Source organism: Anaerostipes sp. CAG:276 (assembly GCF_000432215.1).
In the GTDB taxonomy this organism is placed as follows: Bacteria; Bacillota; Clostridia; order Lachnospirales; family Lachnospiraceae; genus Anaerostipes; species Anaerostipes caccae.
Window position 1 is genome coordinate 99,148 of sequence record NZ_FR889182.1, and the last position, 16,654, is coordinate 115,801.

General features: G+C 46.7%; 16 protein-coding genes. 4 read left to right on the top strand and 12 right to left on the bottom strand.

Annotation, left to right across the window (positions count from 1 at the left end; translation table 11 throughout):
• Nucleotides 1–10: 10 nt before the first annotated feature.
• Genes QVP35_RS06115 through QVP35_RS06125 form a run of 3 tightly spaced genes read right to left on the bottom strand, consistent with a single transcriptional unit; the run spans nucleotide 11 to nucleotide 4,396 of the window.
• A complete protein-coding gene (locus QVP35_RS06115; protein WP_022260905.1) occupies nucleotides 11–1,789 on the bottom strand; it encodes an ABC transporter ATP-binding protein in 1,779 nt (592 codons plus the stop codon).
• The gene (locus QVP35_RS06120) at nucleotides 1,782–3,512 is read right to left on the bottom strand and encodes an ABC transporter ATP-binding protein (RefSeq protein WP_006568594.1); all 1,731 of its coding nucleotides are present in this window, start codon (nucleotides 3,510–3,512) and stop codon (nucleotides 1,782–1,784) included. The genes QVP35_RS06115 and QVP35_RS06120 overlap by 8 nt, the downstream gene beginning before the upstream one ends.
• Complete coding sequence (locus QVP35_RS06125) at nucleotides 3,509–4,396, bottom strand: cation diffusion facilitator family transporter (RefSeq protein ID WP_022260906.1); 888 nt, start codon at nucleotides 4,394–4,396, stop codon at nucleotides 3,509–3,511. Before QVP35_RS06125 ends, QVP35_RS06120 begins: the two co-directional genes overlap by 4 nt.
• A 160-nt stretch (nucleotides 4,397–4,556) precedes the next feature.
• Between QVP35_RS06125 and QVP35_RS06130 the strand changes: the two genes are divergently transcribed.
• Complete coding sequence (locus tag QVP35_RS06130; protein ID WP_009289126.1) at nucleotides 4,557–5,072, top strand: ferritin-like domain-containing protein; 516 nt, start codon at nucleotides 4,557–4,559, stop codon at nucleotides 5,070–5,072.
• Between the two features lie 9 nt (nucleotides 5,073–5,081).
• Here the strand turns inward: QVP35_RS06130 and QVP35_RS06135 are convergent, their stop codons facing one another.
• From QVP35_RS06135 to QVP35_RS06145, 3 genes are all read right to left on the bottom strand, one after another.
• Entirely contained in the window at nucleotides 5,082–5,888 is an 807-nt protein-coding gene (locus QVP35_RS06135; RefSeq protein ID WP_009289127.1) for an MBL fold metallo-hydrolase, read from the bottom strand.
• Complete coding sequence (locus tag QVP35_RS06140; RefSeq protein WP_009289128.1) at nucleotides 5,885–6,667, bottom strand: 4Fe-4S binding protein; 783 nt, start codon at nucleotides 6,665–6,667, stop codon at nucleotides 5,885–5,887. Before QVP35_RS06140 ends, QVP35_RS06135 begins: the two co-directional genes overlap by 4 nt.
• A 62-nt stretch (nucleotides 6,668–6,729) precedes the next feature.
• Entirely contained in the window at nucleotides 6,730–7,854 is a 1,125-nt protein-coding gene (locus QVP35_RS06145; RefSeq protein ID WP_022260907.1) for a DUF6070 family protein, read from the bottom strand.
• Between the two features lie 119 nt (nucleotides 7,855–7,973).
• On the opposite strand from QVP35_RS06145, the gene QVP35_RS06150 reads away from it, so the two are divergent.
• Complete coding sequence (locus QVP35_RS06150; protein ID WP_009289130.1) at nucleotides 7,974–9,101, top strand: zinc-dependent alcohol dehydrogenase; 1,128 nt, start codon at nucleotides 7,974–7,976, stop codon at nucleotides 9,099–9,101.
• On the opposite strand, the gene QVP35_RS06155 is transcribed toward QVP35_RS06150, so the two are convergent.
• Nucleotides 9,098–10,258 carry an amidohydrolase gene (locus QVP35_RS06155; protein WP_009289131.1) on the bottom strand — a complete coding sequence of 387 codons (1,161 nt, stop codon included), beginning with the start codon at nucleotides 10,256–10,258 and terminating at the stop codon, nucleotides 9,098–9,100. The genes QVP35_RS06150 and QVP35_RS06155 overlap by 4 nt on opposite strands.
• 157 nt (nucleotides 10,259–10,415) lie before the next feature.
• Between QVP35_RS06155 and nox the strand changes: the two genes are divergently transcribed.
• Nucleotides 10,416–11,756: a H2O-forming NADH oxidase gene (nox, locus tag QVP35_RS06160; protein WP_009289132.1), complete on the top strand. Its 1,341-nt coding sequence runs from the start codon at nucleotides 10,416–10,418 to the stop codon at nucleotides 11,754–11,756.
• 11 nt (nucleotides 11,757–11,767) lie between these two features.
• Nucleotides 11,768–13,018: a [Fe-Fe] hydrogenase large subunit C-terminal domain-containing protein gene (locus tag QVP35_RS06165; RefSeq protein ID WP_009289133.1), complete on the top strand. Its 1,251-nt coding sequence runs from the start codon at nucleotides 11,768–11,770 to the stop codon at nucleotides 13,016–13,018.
• Between the two features lie 582 nt (nucleotides 13,019–13,600).
• Here the strand turns inward: QVP35_RS06165 and QVP35_RS06175 are convergent.
• From QVP35_RS06175 to QVP35_RS06195, 5 genes are all read right to left on the bottom strand, one after another.
• Entirely contained in the window at nucleotides 13,601–13,756 is a 156-nt protein-coding gene (locus QVP35_RS06175) for a DUF3791 domain-containing protein (RefSeq protein ID WP_009289135.1), read from the bottom strand.
• Nucleotides 13,757–13,839: 83 nt separating this feature from the next.
• The gene (locus QVP35_RS06180) at nucleotides 13,840–14,667 is read right to left on the bottom strand and encodes an undecaprenyl-diphosphate phosphatase (protein ID WP_009289136.1); all 828 of its coding nucleotides are present in this window, start codon (nucleotides 14,665–14,667) and stop codon (nucleotides 13,840–13,842) included.
• Nucleotides 14,668–14,735: 68 nt separating this feature from the next.
• Entirely contained in the window at nucleotides 14,736–14,993 is a 258-nt protein-coding gene (locus tag QVP35_RS06185) for a TfoX/Sxy family protein (protein WP_022260908.1), read from the bottom strand.
• A gap of 26 nt (nucleotides 14,994–15,019) precedes the next feature.
• A complete protein-coding gene (locus QVP35_RS06190) occupies nucleotides 15,020–15,568 on the bottom strand; it encodes a hypothetical protein (protein ID WP_009289138.1) in 549 nt (182 codons plus the stop codon).
• A 149-nt stretch (nucleotides 15,569–15,717) separates the two neighbouring features.
• Nucleotides 15,718–16,596 (bottom strand): aldose 1-epimerase family protein, encoded by an 879-nt coding sequence (locus tag QVP35_RS06195; RefSeq protein WP_227032300.1) that lies wholly within the window; start codon nucleotides 16,594–16,596, stop codon nucleotides 15,718–15,720.
• Between the last annotated feature and the right edge of the window lie 58 nt (nucleotides 16,597–16,654).

Here is a 16,654-nt window from a genome sequence, read left to right on the forward strand (position 1 = left end):
GGTGATTTTTTTATGTGGAAAATTGTGAGTGGTAAAGCTGTTCGTAGTATCCCTTTTTTTCAAGCAGTTCCGTGTGCGTGCCGGTCTCGACGATCCGGCCTTCTTTCAGCACGAGGATCAGATCTGCATTTTTTATCGTCGACAGCCTGTGGGCAATGACAAAGCTGGTCCTTCCGGCCAGCAGCTTATGCATGGCTTCCTGAAGTATCTTTTCAAGCCTTGTATCCACGGAAGATGTGGCTTCATCCAGAATCAAAATTTTCGGGTCCTTTAACACCGCCCTTGCAATCGTAAGAAGCTGTTTTTCACCCTGGGAAATATTGCTTCCTTCTTCGTCGATCTCCATATCATAACCTTTCGGCAGCGTCCGGATAAAGTGATGAACATTTACCGTCTTGGCCGCGTCGATCACCTCATCCTTTCTGGCATCCAGCCTTCCATACCGGATGTTTTCATAAATCGTTCCGGAAAACAGCCATGTGTCCTGAAGGACCATGCCGAACATGCTTCTTAAGTCTTCTCTTTTCATGGACTTGATATCCACGCCGTCAATCAGGATTCTTCCGCTGTCTGTGTCATAGAAGCGCAGCAGCAGGTTGATGATCGTTGTTTTCCCGGCCCCTGTAGGACCTACGATAGCGACCATCTGGCCGCTTTTTATATGAATATCCAAATCCTTTATGACCGGTTTGTCTCCGTATCCAAAGGCCACATGCTCGAATGAAACCTCTCCTCTTACATCCAAGATGCGTGTTCCCGGTTTTGGATCTGGAATCTCCTCAGGTTCATCGAGGATCTCGAAAATTCTTTTCATCCCTGCAAATGCTGCCTGTATCTGTGCTGAAAGCTGGGCCACCTGTGAGAGGGGTTCATTGCACTGCCAGATATATCGGATGAAAGCCTGGAGATTGCCCACGGTCAGCATCCCCTGTATGACAAAGACAGTCCCGGACACCGCCACGCCTCCGATACACAGATATACAGACAGAGAAATCAGCGGACTCATCATGGAAGAGACAAACTGTGCTTTCAGAGCATGCTTCTGGAGTCTTCCGTTGATCTCTTTAAACCGTTCCTGGGAAGACTGCTGCCTTCCGAACAGCAGGATCTCATTGTATCCCGTATATAGCTCCGTGATCGTCCCGTTCAGTTCTCCCAGAGAATCCTGCTGCGCCTTGAAGTGCTTCTGGCTTTTCCTTACCACAGCCACACTGATCAGAATACTGACAGGAATGATCAGCACGACCAGCCATGCCATCACCGGCTGAATGGTAAACACCATCACAAGGACCAGGATGAGCGTCAGGACGCCGCTGATAACCTGGGTAAAGCTCTGCTGCAAACCGTTGGATACCGAATCGATATCATTTGTCACCCGGCTTAACGTATCCCCAAAGCTGTGGGTATCGAAATATTTCACCGGCAGCCTTCGGATCTTATCCTGCACCGCATTTCTCATATCATGCATGGCGCTCTGGATGGAATTGGTCAGCAGAAACATACTGATGACCTGGGATGCCATCTTTATGATATAGATTACCGCCAGTACAGCAAGAATTTTCACGATCACATCAAACTGTACTCCCGCGCCGGGTACTTTTCCTGCAATCTGCGCTGCGTCTTTGGCCAGCTGGGTGGTAATCATTCCCTCGATCCTTGGCGCCGAGGTCATGGCGGCCACGCTTAAAACCGTCATCACAACCGCTCCGATGAATCCCCATTTATAAGGAGCGATAAACGGCCTGAGTCTGCTGATCACCGCACCTGCCTGTTTTATTTTCTTAATCATGGGCCAGTTCCTCCTTATCCAGCTGGGATGCGGCGATCTCCTGATAAATCCTGCAGCTTTCCAGCAGTTCTTTATGAGTTCCGGCTCCCACGACCCGGCCCTCATTGAGCACCATGATCTTATCTGCATCCATGATGCTGGTGATTCTCTGGGCTACGACCATCATGACCGCGTCCTTCAAAACCTTTTTCAGTTCTTTTCTGAGCTTTGCATCGGTCTTAAAATCAAGAGCAGAGAAAGAATCGTCAAAAATATAGACTTCCGGCTTTCTCACAAGTGCCCGCGCGATGGAAAGCCTCTGCCTCTGTCCGCCGGATACATTGGTTGCATTTTCCGTGATCTGCACGTCAAACCCGCCTTTTTCCATGATAAAATCATATGCCTGGGCGGTTTTTGCCGCCTCCTCCATTTCTTTCAAAGAGGCATCTTCTTTTCCAAACTTGAGGTTATCAGCGATGCTTCCGGAGAAAAGCATAGCCTTCTGCGGTATAAAACCGATAGAATTTCTCAGAGACTTAAGATCGATCTCCCTGATGTCCTTCCCATTGACCAGAATCCTTCCGCCGGACACATCATAAGCCCTGGGTACGAGATTGATCAGAGTGCTTTTCCCGGAACCCGTGCTGCCAATAAATGCAATCGTCTCTCCCTTTTTCACAGTGAAGGACACGTCGGTGAGCACTGCTTCCTCCCCGTCCGGGTATGCGAAGGTCACATGGTCAAACGTGATCTCATCAATGCGGATAGGGCTGCCTCCTTCTCCCGAAGCATTTTCAACTGCCGGCACAGCGTCGAAGATTTTTGTAATCCTCCTGGCGCTGACCGCCGCTTTCGGATACATCATGAAAACCAGACAGAACAGCATAATAGAGAACATCACATGGAACAGATAATCCATGAAGGCTACCAGCTGTCCAATGTTCAGCCCTCCCTGCTCTATCATAATGCTGGAAATCCAGTAAATGAGCATGCCGGCTAAATTCATAAGAAAATAAAAGGCCGGCTGAGTGACAGACATCAGTTTAAACAGCTTTTTGGAATATCCCATATAGGCACTGTTTGCCTCATCAAAGCGCTTCTTTTCATGCCGGTCGTTGGTAAACGCCCGGATGACCCGGATACCGCTGATATTTTCCTTGGAAATGCGGTTGATCCATTCCAGCGAAGACTGCTGGCGCTCACTTAAAAGTTCAGAGCGTTTTGCCACAATGATCACACCTACGACGATAAAGGGAACCGTCCCCAGGATCACCATGGAAAGACTCAGAGAAGCTTTCAGCACAAGCACGATGCTGCCAACAGTCATTACCGGGGTCATCAGCGCGGTGCGGAACAGAATATTCAAAAACATCTGAATCTGAAAAGCGTCGTTGGTCGTCCTCGTAATCAGGGATGCCGTCCCGAATTCTTTGAATTCCCTGTGTGAAAATTCCTGCGTCTTTTCAAACATGTCATTTCGGATGTCCCGCGTAATCGAAGTGGACAGATAGGCACAGCAGTAGCCCAGCAGGATCGTCCCAGCAGTTCCGAGCAGAGAGATCAGGAGGATCACTCCTCCCATCTCAAAAATAAAAGCCGTGTCCTTTTCCGATACGCCCCGGTCGATCATCCACGCTACGATGGTCGGTATCCCCAGCTCCACGAGAGCAAAGCCGAATACCGAAAAAACATTCAGCGCAAACATTTTTTTATAATGTTTCAAGTAAGATAAAATTAGTTTCATTTTGTCATTTCCTCGTTCATTCCCCCATCTTCATTCTTGACGGGATTTACGTGTACCATACAATGTTTCACCGGCGCAAACTTCTCCTCAATTTTCAAGTGGACTTTTTCCGCCGTCTCGTGGGCCTTTCTGAGCGGAAGATTCCCGTCCATACAGATTTCCACATCCACATATACCCTGGCTCCGAATTTTCTCGTCCGGATATCATCAATCCCCCTGACTCCCTTCTGGTCAAGGATCACGCTTCTCATCTGTTCCACCGTCTCCCTGCTGCACGACTCATCGATCATTTTGCGCACGGCATCTGCGAAAATGTCGTAGGACGCTTTTACGATAAAAATGCAGATCACTACACTCGCCAGGGGGTCCAGAATCGGAAAACCCATCCTGGCTCCCAGGACGCCGACAAAGCTGCCGACGGAAGACAGTGCGTCAGAGCGGTGGTGCCACGCATCCGCCATCAGCGCAGCAGAATCAATTTTCCTGGCCGCATTCCTCGTATACCAGTACATTCCCTCTTTGACGGCTATGGAGATCAGGGCGGCCGCCATGGCCAGAGCTCCGGGAATCACAAGTTTTCCCTGATCCCCCGCAAAAATCTTCTGAAGTCCGGCCGCTCCTATGAAAAGCCCTGTGATGCACAGTACTGCTCCCAGCAGGACCGCCGCCACACATTCCATCCGTTCGTGGCCGTACTGATGTTTTTCATCTGCTTCCCTGGAAGCCAGAACAACCCCCGCCATGACAATGACCGTGCTGAACACGTCGGATGCAGAGTGGGCCGCATCCGAGATCATGGCTCCGGATCTTGCCGCAATGCCGGCAAATAACTTAAATGCCGACAATATCAGGTTTACAAGAATACTATTGACAGACACTTTCATGGCTATCCGTTCTTTTCTTTGCTGTCTCACCGGTCCCTACACCCTTCAAATCTGAGTACTTATAGAATATGCATATTCTCTGAAAATGTACGATAAAGATTCACCGTCTGTCCGGGTGTGCATATTATAAAAACAACTGAAACAGCAAAGGATGTTTTATATGACATTTTGTGATTCTTACCATCCGGCGGTCACAGACCCCCATCCCTACCCGCCTGTAAAAGCAGCCCGGCGGAATCCCCGGTATGCGGAAATGATACTGCCAGCACTGAGAGCCCAGTCCAGCGAACTGACGGCTGTCACCACATATATTTATCAAAACTGGATCTTCTTTAAAAAGTATTCCTCGCTGGCCGATACTCTGATGAAAATAGCAAAGGTGGAAATGCACCACATGCAGATGCTCGGCACACTGGTCTCCCTTCTGGGCGGCGATCCCAGATTTGCGGAAGACCCCTGCCAGTGCTGGAGCGGAGATGCCCCTGATTATACAAAGGATCTTCACCAGGCACTGAAAAGCAACATGGAAGCAGAAGAGGCTGCCGCCAGCTTTTATCTGGAGACTGCCTCTAAGATACAGGACCCGTTTGTCTGTGCTGTGCTGAACCGGATCGCCATGGATGAAAAAGTCCATGTTCAGATCTTCCGTCATTATCTGGGTGCTTCTGGCTGCTGACATTTTTCGTTACAGCTTCAGCACCTCCAGGTCATCGGGCACATAGACATTCCCTGAGTACAGCAGTTTGACCTCTTTTGTATACTGCTTCTTCCGATTCTTTAAATCGGTATCCTCCGTATGGTAAAGCACCAGATTTCTGACTTTAAGTTTTTCGGCCAGATTCCCGGCGTCCAGCGCCGTGCTGTGGTGCTTTTCATATGGATGGAAAATATCCCTCATACCGTACAGACAAAAGGCTTCGCAGAGCATCCAGTCTGCTCCTTCCACATAGGGCTTACATAAGCTGTTGTACGGTTCATCACCAAGACATACCAGTGAAATGTCTTTCTCCAAATCCGTTCGAAATCCAAATTGCTTCGCCTTTGTGGAATGTATATCAAAAAAACGGACACACATGTCTGAGATCTGTATCCCTTCTCCGTCTTTTACTTCCTGTATTCGTATTTTACTGCCCAGAAACTTTAAGAATTTTCCGGCCAGCGTCAGTTCGCATATCTCCCTAAGAACCTTCGCCGCCTCATCGTGGCAGTAGATCGTAAAACGTCCTTGATAAGTTTCGGCGAGCATCATAGCAGCGGCTTTCCTTATGATCCACACGGCACCGAGAATGTGGTCTGTGTGGGCATGGGTTAAAAACATATGGCGGATCTGTTCAAATGGGATCTGTGCTTTTTCCAATTGTGAAAGGATCCCATTTCCTCCCCCCGCATCCACAAGAAAATATTCTTCCTCATTCCGGAGAGCAAAGCATGTATTATAGCACTTGGTAACCATCGCATTTCCGGTTCCAAGCATAATCAGTTCCGGCTTCATAAAATCAACTCATTCCTTTTTCGTTCACTGCACTCTTTTTTCAGTTTCACAGATGCTGCCATGAGCACCGGTCTGCTGACTTTCCTCGCGTGTTCCGGACAGACGGCGATGCACCGCATACAGGAGATACATGTTTCCTTCAGTGTCTCTTCCGGATGCTCTGCGGGTATGGCGCCGACCGGACAGAGACGGGCACACAGGCCGCACTTCTTACACTGTTTACCGGCAGAAGGCTTCATGGGAACTCCATTGTACTCCCGGTATGGCCGGTTTCCTTTCTCGGAAAGTTCTGTCATGCCTTCGATATCTTCTGTCTGCTGTATCTTTTCCCGGATTTTCACAGCAAAATCCGTGAGTTCACTCTGATCCCGGCTGTCGGGCCTTCCTTCTGCATACTGGCGCATAATGGAATGTTCCGCCGCCGCAGCCACGGCTGCCGCAGGAACAAATCCCTGCTCCTCTGCCAGGTCTTTCATCTCAAGAAGAGTGTCGTCATAATCCCGGTTCCCGAATGCGGTCAGAAGGATGATCGGTGTCTTTTGTCCCTTTAAATTCCGAAACCGTTCTGCAGCCGGAGCCGGCACTCTTCCCCCGTAGGACGGAACTCCGAAGATCACCAGATCCTGTGCACCAAATTCGTGTATTTCCCTTTCCTTTGGTATCCTGGAAAGATCAATCTCCTGATGCGTTTCTTCCCATGCTTCACCAATCAGTCTGACAATGCGTTCCGTGCTGTATGTAGGGCTGAAAAATACTTCCGTCACTTTTGATATTTCCATACTCAAAACCTCCTGACTTCGCTTTCTGCCATTATAACAGAAAACTTTATCGTCTGGTAGCTTTATCGGTTCCTTTTCTGGTAATCCAAAACTCTCTCTTTATCTGCTGTTCTGATCTGATTCCCAATATAACGCACCCTGCCGTCCCCAAATTTTTTCAGAGTTACTTTATGGCGGAACAGGCAGTCCGTCCCCTTTTGTTTTAAAACAGCATCCACGGTGAGAACGATTCTTCCATCTCTTTTATGCTCTGCCCCAATCACCTCAGGAACCGGCATACTTTGGGGAATTAAATTTCCGCACCTTAAAGGCTCCCACAGATAACGTGTTCCGTCTTCGCTTCTGTCTGCCCGGACACGGATCTGTCTCTTTGAAAACGGAAGATATTTTTGCAGCAGAAGTTCAAATTCTTCAGATGGAATCCCTTTTGTCCCGTTGTCCCCGTCAAAATGTCTGCCGGTCTCTATGCGGTACAGATACTCATAGAGATCATTTACATAAAGTTTTCCCGGCTTTTTTTCATTCCAGTCGATAAGAAACAGATTATTTCCCCTGTAACCCACCGGTTCAATATATTTCCTGCAAAATCTGCGGTATTCTTTTTTAAGAGGGCGGATGCGGATCATGCTGTGGGTATCCATCTCCTCATTTTCTGTATGTTTGGTCTCCCAGATCAGCCATCCTTTCTTCGTCAGCCTCCAGGAGGATGCTTCCTCTTTTTTTACATAGGATACTGCCGGATTCCCCTGTTTGTTCCAGTCCAGATAAGCGTCTGTGAATTCCGCTTTGTTTCCTTTCGGCTTCAGTTCATATCTGTGGATTCCGCCTGATCTGGTGACACAGAAAAATACGGCGGAAGTCTTCCCGCCCTTTCCGGCTTTCAGCAAATCTTTCTCCACTGTCCGTCCATTCTGCATATCGCAGTCATTTTCCATACACGCGGCAGAATATCCGCATGTTCCAAGCTGCTGAACAATCTTGTGGATCTCCCCTTTTTCCAGCACAGGATTCATGCCTTTCCCTTTGCCTGCGGATGCATAAATTGTCTGATAGCAGTCTGCCGCCGCACAAAGTTCTTTTTTGATCTTTTCTGTCCTTCCTTTCGGATTCTTATTCGTTTCTGTGGCGCAGGCAGAAAGACAGAAAAGGCATCCCAGCACTGGGATCAAAATTTTTATGATTCTCATAGTCATTTGTCTCCTTTTTTAAATCTTACATCTGTAAGAATTAATTGTCAAGTATAGCTGTCTATGACAAAAGCCATATTAAAAAGTAAATATGATATTTAGAAAGGACGGTACAAATTATGGATGCGATTGTTTATCACGGAGTGAAAGATGTGGGAGTGGAAAAGGTTCCGGACCCAAGGATTGAAAGGGAGGATGATATCATCGTAAAAGTGACTTCCACGGCCATCTGCGGCTCCGATCTCCATCTGATCCACGGCCGGGTTCCTGCCCTGAATCCGGGATTTATTCTCGGACATGAGACCATGGGAATCGTTGCAGAAACTGGAAAAGCCGTAACCAATGTAAAGAAAGGTGACCGGGTCATCGTTCCGTTCCCTGTGGCCTGCGGACACTGCTTCTTCTGCGAACACGGGGAATACAGCCAGTGCGACAACTCTAATCCAAACGGAGGAGCCGGCGGCCTGTTCGGGTACAGTGACGCCTTCGGCGGATATCCGGGAGGACAGGCACAGTATCTGCGGGTTCCTTACGCCAATGTAGGGCCTGTGAAAGTTCCGGAAGAACTTGAAGATGAGCAGGTCTTATTCCTGACTGACATCCTCCCCACCTCCAGATGGGCCGTGGATATCAGCGGCATGAAACCGGGTGACACCGTCGTGGTCTTAGGCTGCGGCCCTGTCGGCCTTTTGACAGTCAAATGGGCCTTTTTGCTGGGTGCAGAACGTGTCATTGCCGTGGACAGCGTAGACTACAGGCTGCGGCATGCGGCATCCTACGGCGCCGAGGTCATGAATCTTAAGGACTATGATAACACCGGTATGGAAATCAAAGAAAAAACCCACGGCGGCGCCGATGTTGTCATCGACTGCGTGGGTATGGACGGGAAAATGTCAGTTGTAGAAAAAGTGGAATCCGCCCTGAAACTCCAGGCCGGCTCCAAGTCTGCCATCGAGATCTCCTCCGAAGCGGTGAGAAAATGCGGCACCGTGGCAATGATCGGTGTCTACGGCGGAAGATATAATCTGTTCCCTCTGGGCAACTTTTTTGACCGGAATATCACATTGAGAATGGGTCAGTGTCCTGCCCAGAGGTATGTGGACCCAATTCTTTCACAGATCGCGGACGGTTCCTTTGATGCCACGGATATCATCACCCACCGCCTTCCTCTGAGCAAAGGAAAACACGCCTATAAGATCTTCGATGAAAAAGAGGATGAGTGCATCAAGGTCATCTTAAAGCCTTAACTCTTATCTCCCTCATGGTAAACAATCTGCCCATTGATGATTGTATAAAGAGTCTTGGTAAGGGTATTCACCGGATTGTCAGAAAAAACTGCGATATCCGCATCTTTACCCGGCTTCAGGCTTCCGACCCGGTCATCCACACGGCAGATCTTAGCGGCATTGATGGTCACCGTCTTCAGTGCTCCTTCCATGGACATGCCCTGTTTCACGGCCAGTCCTGCGCAGAGAGGCAGATACCGGATCAATGATACCGGATGGTCTGTCATAATAGCCGTCAGGACCCCAGCCTTTTCTAAGATCCCGTTGGTCTTGAAGCTCATATTCTGTACTTCAATCTTGGACCGGGCAGTCAGATCAGGACCGATAATTGCAGGAAATCCGGATTCTGCAATTTCCTCAGCGATCAGATGGCCTTCCGTACAGTGATCCAGGGTCAGGTCAATCTCAAACTCCTTGGCGATCCGGATTGCGGTCAGAATGTCATCTGCCCTGTGGGCATGGGTCTTTAGCGGAATCTTTTTTTCCAGCACGGGAAGCCACGGTTCCATCTGAAAATCTTCTTTTTCCAGTATTCCCTCCTGTTTCTCTTTCTGGTACTGTTTTGCCTGAAACAGCACTTCCCTCAGGAGTGCAGCCGTTCCCATCCGTGTTCCGGGCATGAGGTCTCTCCCACCGTATTCATTTTTGGGGTTTTCTCCGAAAGCAGCTTTCATTGCCGCAGGATTGAGCACTGCCATTTCATCGACACACCGTCCGTGTGTCTTTAAAAATATGGACTGGCCTCCCACCACATTTGCACTGCCGGGTCCTGTCATCAGTGAAGTGATCCCTGCGATAATCGCATCGTGAAACGCAGGGTCCATCGGATTTACTCCGTCCACAGCCCTCACGGCAGGAGTTATAGGATCTGTAGCTTCGTTGCAGTCATCTCCTGCCGTACCTCTTTTCTCCTCCATAATTCCCACATGGCAGTGGGCATCAATGAGTCCCGGCATGACCCAGGCCCCTTTCACATCGAGGACTTCTTCCCCCTTACCCGGCGACGGTGCCTGCTCCATTTTCCCCAGTTCTTTTATTACCTCACCTTTCGTCTGTACATATCCGTTTTCTATTGTTTTTCCTTCCATAGGAAGGATTTTCCCGTTTATAATCAGCATCGTTTTATTCCTCCTGTAACTAATGTCTCAAGAAGTATTTCCCAAAACAGAATTTTCAAACAGCGGAGCATTTTCCCGGACACATCAATAATTTTTTCTTTTTTTGGCATACTGATTATGATACGAAGTCTTATCAGATATAAAGGAGATTAAGATTATGCCAAAAAAAATCATTGTCATCGGTGCGAATCATGCAGGTACTGCAGCGCTGAATACGATACTCGACAATTATAAGGATGTGGACGTCACCGCCTTTGACGCCAATTCCAATATTAGTTTCTTAGGCTGTGGAATGGCACTCTGGATCGGGGGACAGATTTCCGGGCCTGACGGACTGTTTTATTCCAGCAAAGAAATATTGGAAGGGAAGGGCGCAAAGATCTATATGGAGACCTCGGTCAATTCCGTAGATTTTGACAGCAAGGTCGTCTATACAAAGGATGCAGCCAGCAAAGACTGTGAATACCCTTACGACAAGCTGATCCTTGCCACAGGCTCTACTCCGGTGGGACCTCAGCTGCCAGGCATGAGCCTTGAAAATGTACAGTTTGTAAAGCTCTATCAGAATGCGGCTGAGGTCATCGAAAAGCTTGGAGATACCTCTATAAAGAAAGTCGCTGTCGTCGGAGCCGGATATATCGGTGTGGAACTTGCCGAGGCTTTTCAGAGAAACGGCAGAGAAGTCACTTTAATTGACTGCGCAGACACCTGCCTGTCCGCCTATTATGACGATATGTTCTGCAAACGCATGGAAAAGCAGCTGTCTGACCACGGAATCCATCTGGCATTTGAGGAAAAAGTCGAACGCCTGGAAGGAAACGAAAAAGTCGAGAAGGTGGTCACAGACAAACATACTTATGATGCCGACATGGTCATATTCTGTGTAGGATTCCGCCCCAACACAAAACTCGGAAACGGCCAGCTTAAGCAGTTCCACAACAATGGAGCCTATCTTACGGATCTCATGCAGCAGACCAGCCGCCCGGATGTCTATGCCGTAGGTGACTGTGCCACCGTTTACAACAACGCCATCGAAGATACGGATTATATCGCACTTGCCACCAACGCCGTCCGTTCCGGAATCATCGCCGCCCACAATGCCTGCGGCACAGAGCTGAAATCTCCCGGAGTACAGGGTTCCAACGGAATCAGCATCTGGGGCTTAAACATGGTGAGCACCGGGCTTTCCCTGGAGCGCGCAAAAAAGCTGGGTTTTGACGCCGCAGCCACAGACTATGAGGACTGGCAGAAAGCCGGATTTATGGAGAAGGACAACTATAAAGTCGTAATCCGCATCGTCTACGACAAAAAGACCAGACGCATCCTCGGTGCACAGCTTTGTTCCGACTATGATATCTCCATGGCAATCCACCTGTTTTCTATGGCCATCCAGGAAAAAGTGACCATTGATAAGTTAAAACTGTTTGACCTGTTTTTCCTTCCCCATTTTAATCAGCCGTACAATTATATCACTATGGCCGCACTGAACGCAGAATAGGAGTGATTCATATGCCGGAAGCAAAAAAATCAACCTCTTTCCATGAACTCTATAAAGAATTACTCCAAAAACAAATGAAAAATGAAGATATCAGTGAGGCTGACTATGATCCCCATCAGCTGGACTGCCTCTTAAATCCGGACCAGTATGCCCCGGTCATCCACACCGAATCATGTGAGAGCTGTGCCTATGACAGGGCCTGCAAAAACAGCTGTATTTTTGACGCCATCGAAGAAGTTGACGGAAAGCTGTCCATCGATCCGGATAAATGCAGCGGGTGCGGTGTCTGTATTGAGTCATGCAGGCTTGATAAGCTGGCGGAAAGCAAGGATATCTTCCCAGTGTTAAAAGAAGTGCGCAGTGAAGAAAAAGATGTGTATGCTCTGATCGCCCCTGCTTTCGTGGGCCAATATGAAAATGCTTCCCCAGGACAGCTGAGAAGTGCCCTGAAGGCCGCCGGATTCAAAGGAATGGTGGAAGTAGCGGTCTTTGCAGACATCCTGACTCTGAAAGAGGCTTTGGAATTTGACGAGCATATCAACTCAAACGATGATTTCCAGCTTACCAGCTGCTGCTGTCCGGTCTGGATCGCCATGATCCGCAAAATCTATCATGAACTGATTCCCCATGTGCCGGGAGCGGTCTCCCCGATGATCGCGGCAGGACGGGCAGTAAAGCAGATCCACCCCGATGCAGTCACAGTATTCATCGGCCCGTGCATCGCAAAAAAGAAAGAAGCCAGAGAACCGGATATTGCAGATGCAGTGGACTATGTACTGACATTTCAGGAAGTACAGGATATCTTTGACGCGGCCGAAATACGGCCGGAAGAACTTGCCGACAACGACAGGGAACACTCCTCCAGGGCAGGCAGGATCTATGCTCACACCGGCGGCGTCAGCGAAGCCGTAAGGTCTACTGTGGAAAAACTCAGTCCGGGAAGAGACGTCCCGGTCCGCGCACAGCAGGCGGACGGTGTCCCTGCATGCAAAGCCATGATCGAACAAATCCAAAAGGGCGAAACAGACGCCAACTTTTTTGAGGGGATGGCATGCAGAGGCGGATGTGTCGGCGGACCTAAAATTATCATTGATAAAGACAAAGGAAAAAGAAACGTAGAAACATACGGAGAGGAAGCTCCTTATAAGACGCCCCTTGACAATCCGTATGTGATGGAACTTCTCCACCGGCTCGGTTTTAAAAATATGGAGGAGTTTGTAGAAAAGAGCGATATGTTTACCAGAGAATTTGCAAATAATTAAAAATACAAAGAATATATATTTCCCATTTAAACAAACATCCGTTACAGTAAAAATCAATTCTGTAACGGATGCTTGTTTTCGTTTAATCTAAACTTGTTTCTTTCCATTCATTCCTGAGATCTTCTACCAGATACTCATCGCTGTGGCAGTGCATATCAGAAATTCCTGAGCTTATTTCTTTATATAATTCTGAATGATAGAAAAAATCCAGTGCACTTTCCAACGGTATATGCTCGATTCCAGAAAACATCTCTATAATGCGGGAATATTTCCTTTGTAATAATATCCGGTTGGCCTGCATTATATCACCTCACATCCTTGATATTTTAAATATTTATCTAATATTTCCTGGGAGCAAAAACATAACTGCAAATTAGGTTTTTCATATTTTAAACGTTCTATAGCGGAATATTTATCAATTAAGCCAGAAAAATATTCTGATACAACACTCCTGCCACGTTTTTTCTTAAATCTAAGTGACCATTTCCTTGCCTGTTCATATATTGGTGTGGTATAAAATCATGGAATGACCTCCTCTTGCCTCATATACTCAATGATGTCCTCAACAATATACTCTTTGCTTTATGTATGCAATATATCATAATTAGGAATAATATACTCCTCTAAAATTTTGCTTTGTTCTGTGAGCAGCCGATACACCTCTTCTCCATCTAATCCAAGTTTTTCGGACACACTTTCAATACAAAATACAGAAAACTCTAATTCTTTGGTCTCCATTGTTTTACACCTCATCTTAGATATACTGAACTCTTTTCAGGAACTTCAGCTTATAAAATTTTGTACTATAATTTTGCAAATGATTAAACCAGGAATCCAAAATATACAATTACCACGATACCAAGCAGGATCCGGTAAACTCCAAAGACCTTAAAATCGTGTTTTCGGATATAACTTAACAGCAGACGGATTGCCAGGATGGACACTAAGAAAGAAACCACGGTTCCCACAGTCAGAAGAATCCATTCACTGCCTGAAAACATTCCTACCTTCAGAAAATATTTGATCAGTTTCAATCCGCTGGCTCCGGCCATAACCGGCACTGCAAGGAAAAAGGAAAACTCACTGGCAACATAGCGGGAACAGCCCAGCAACACGGCTCCCAGGATCGTTGCACCGCTCCTGGATGTCCCCGGAATTGCCGCAAGCACCTGAAAACATCCGATGAAAAACGCCGCTTTATATGTCAGATCCTCCAGTGACCGCATAGACGGACGCCTGTTCCTGCTCTCAATGACAATAAAGGCAATCCCGTACAAGATCAAAGTTGCCGCTATGACATAAACACCGGAAAGATAATCTTCCAGTACCATATCCAGCGGAAGTCCCACGATGATGATCGGTATGCATCCTACAATGACCTTTTTCCAGAGGTTATATGTATCCCGTTTTTCCCTTCTGCTCTTGCGCGGAGAAAATGGATTCAGTTTGTGAAAAAATAAAACCAGCACCGCCAAAATAGAGCCGAACTGGATCACTACTTTGAATACTTCAAAAAACTCCGGGCTTAATGCCATCGGCCAAATATTGTCAAACAAAATGAGATGGCCCGTACTGCTGATCGGAAGCCACTCTGTGATTCCCTGAATAATACCGAGAACAATCGACTTTACGATTTCTATTACATTCATAATTAATCTCCCTTACATGTTTTGTCTATTATATTTCACATCAGGGAGAATTTCAACTTATAATACCGTCATTGATTGATATCATCAAAAAAATCTTTCAGGTCTTTTCTCACTTCCGGTGACAGATCCTTCTTTTTTATTCCTTCCACCGCCCCTTCCAGTCCCCAGAGCAGATGGAGGCAGGCAGACTCGTCAAAAGCTCTTATCTTCAGCCACGCTTCTTTACTTCCGGCCTTAATTAGCTGCTCTTTTGTATAGATTCCTGCCTGGTTCAGCTGCTCCTCTGTTTTTGCCCCGATATTCTCAAGATCTTTCAGTTCTCCCATAATAACTCCTTTCCGGCTCACACTCCTCATAAGAATGCAGCGCTGATTACGATGATTCCTAATAAAATTTCAAAAATAGCTTTCCCGATCATATTACGATCCGTAATATAAAGATAGGGCTCGTTTTCGCAGATAAAAACAGGATAAGGTTTTCCTGCCTCATAATTCTTTGATATTTCAGGAGGAATGTTTTCGCCGCTCTCATTTTTATAGACAACTCCCCCGTATGTATATTCAAAAGTAGGTGTGACGCTTCTGTTTCTTCCCGTGCCTGATATCTTACTCTCTACAAACCTTCCATAAACCATTGTTTTACATATACGGATTTTTATGAGATCAAAAACACCCAGAGAAATACTGAAAAGTCCAACGCAGCTCCAAAAAGCGATCCTCAAAAGTACCGAATTTTCTGTATAGACTGCATAGAATCCCACAATTCCCCCTGCCAATAAAATAAGACCCGAAATTTCTTTTTTAATCCAATAAAATCTTTTCCCTTTAAATCCGGAAGAAAAAAGAAAAAACAGACCTGACAATATATCTGCTGCTAAAAGAATTTTAATTACTGTATCCAATCTTGCTCCTCTCTCATATATTCCAATAATAAATCATTCAGTTCCATTTTAAAATCATGAAAACGAAAAATAAAAACAGTCCCAGAATTCATATAATATCCCGGAACTGTTCTATATCTAATTTCTGCCGCCTTTTAAAGGCGCTCCTGTTAATCGCATATCTCTATTGTATAACTTATTTCTTTTGTTTCCCCTGCCTTCAATGACTGGATTAAATATTTTTTCCTGATATCCTGCACGCCCTGTCCCACGAAATCATTCATGCCATACCACGGTTCAATACAGATATATTCAGCTTTATCAATAGCAGAAGGCATACTCCAGACCGCCGCTGCCGGAAATCCCGGGAAACTTACTTTCAGATGATAGTCTGCCTTGTCACACTCAAGAAGCATGGATGAAATCCCGTCTTCAAATATGAATGCATCCTGCCTTAGCAAATCCGGTGTCAGCTTTAATTCACTTACTTGTTTTGCAACCGGATAAGTTTCCCTGGTAACCAGACGGCCCTGGACTTTACGTGAATGTAAATCAAATTTTCTGTCAAAAACAAGCTTATAATCAGATAACTCTGTTTGAGGTGCCAGCTGGAATCCAGGGTGAGCGCCGATCGAATAATACATTGTTTCGTCTCCTGTATTCTCCACAGTCCATGTGATCACAAGCTTTCTGCCTTCCAGCCGATGGGAAACCCTCAGACAAAAACTGTAAGGATATAACTTATAGGTCTCCTCACTGCTTTTCAGCTGCATGATAATCTCATTTCCTCCGGCAGAGACCGGAGTAAAGTCCATGTCACGAGCAAAGCCATGGGCGCCTATCTGATATGTTCTTCCGTTTGCTGTATATGTTCCGTCATAAAACCCGCCGATGGCAGGGAATAAAAGCGGACTATGTTTCGGCCAGACCTCACCGGCCTGCCATATGTACTCACGGCAGCTGATTTTATCATACATTCCACAGAGCTCACTGCCATGTTTTTTTACTGAAATCCTGCACACTTCATTTTCGATTTGATACATTTTCATGTTCCTCACTTTCTTTCAAACAGCTGGATTTTTACAATGAGATATAGTATAATGAAGC

Excerpts from the sequence above, each read along its gene's own strand:
- QVP35_RS06115 (WP_022260905.1), bottom strand. The coding sequence starts at position 1,789 with ATGATTAAGAAAATAAAACAGGCAGGTGCGGTGATCAGCAGACTCAGG.
- QVP35_RS06120 (WP_006568594.1), bottom strand. The coding sequence starts at position 3,512 with ATGAAACTAATTTTATCTTACTTGAAACATTATAAAAAAATGTTTGCG.
- QVP35_RS06125 (WP_022260906.1), bottom strand. The coding sequence starts at position 4,396 with ATGAAAGTGTCTGTCAATAGTATTCTTGTAAACCTGATATTGTCGGCA.
- QVP35_RS06130 (WP_009289126.1), top strand. The coding sequence starts at position 4,557 with ATGACATTTTGTGATTCTTACCATCCGGCGGTCACAGACCCCCATCCC.
- QVP35_RS06135 (WP_009289127.1), bottom strand. The coding sequence starts at position 5,888 with ATGAAGCCGGAACTGATTATGCTTGGAACCGGAAATGCGATGGTTACC.
- QVP35_RS06140 (WP_009289128.1), bottom strand. The coding sequence starts at position 6,667 with ATGGAAATATCAAAAGTGACGGAAGTATTTTTCAGCCCTACATACAGC.
- QVP35_RS06145 (WP_022260907.1), bottom strand. The coding sequence starts at position 7,854 with ATGAGAATCATAAAAATTTTGATCCCAGTGCTGGGATGCCTTTTCTGT.
- QVP35_RS06150 (WP_009289130.1), top strand. The coding sequence starts at position 7,974 with ATGGATGCGATTGTTTATCACGGAGTGAAAGATGTGGGAGTGGAAAAG.
- QVP35_RS06155 (WP_009289131.1), bottom strand. The coding sequence starts at position 10,258 with ATGCTGATTATAAACGGGAAAATCCTTCCTATGGAAGGAAAAACAATA.
- nox (WP_009289132.1), top strand. The coding sequence starts at position 10,416 with ATGCCAAAAAAAATCATTGTCATCGGTGCGAATCATGCAGGTACTGCA.
- QVP35_RS06165 (WP_009289133.1), top strand. The coding sequence starts at position 11,768 with ATGCCGGAAGCAAAAAAATCAACCTCTTTCCATGAACTCTATAAAGAA.
- QVP35_RS06175 (WP_009289135.1), bottom strand. The coding sequence starts at position 13,756 with ATGGAGACCAAAGAATTAGAGTTTTCTGTATTTTGTATTGAAAGTGTG.
- QVP35_RS06180 (WP_009289136.1), bottom strand. The coding sequence starts at position 14,667 with ATGAATGTAATAGAAATCGTAAAGTCGATTGTTCTCGGTATTATTCAG.
- QVP35_RS06185 (WP_022260908.1), bottom strand. The coding sequence starts at position 14,993 with ATGGGAGAACTGAAAGATCTTGAGAATATCGGGGCAAAAACAGAGGAG.
- QVP35_RS06195 (WP_227032300.1), bottom strand. The coding sequence starts at position 16,596 with ATGAAAATGTATCAAATCGAAAATGAAGTGTGCAGGATTTCAGTAAAA.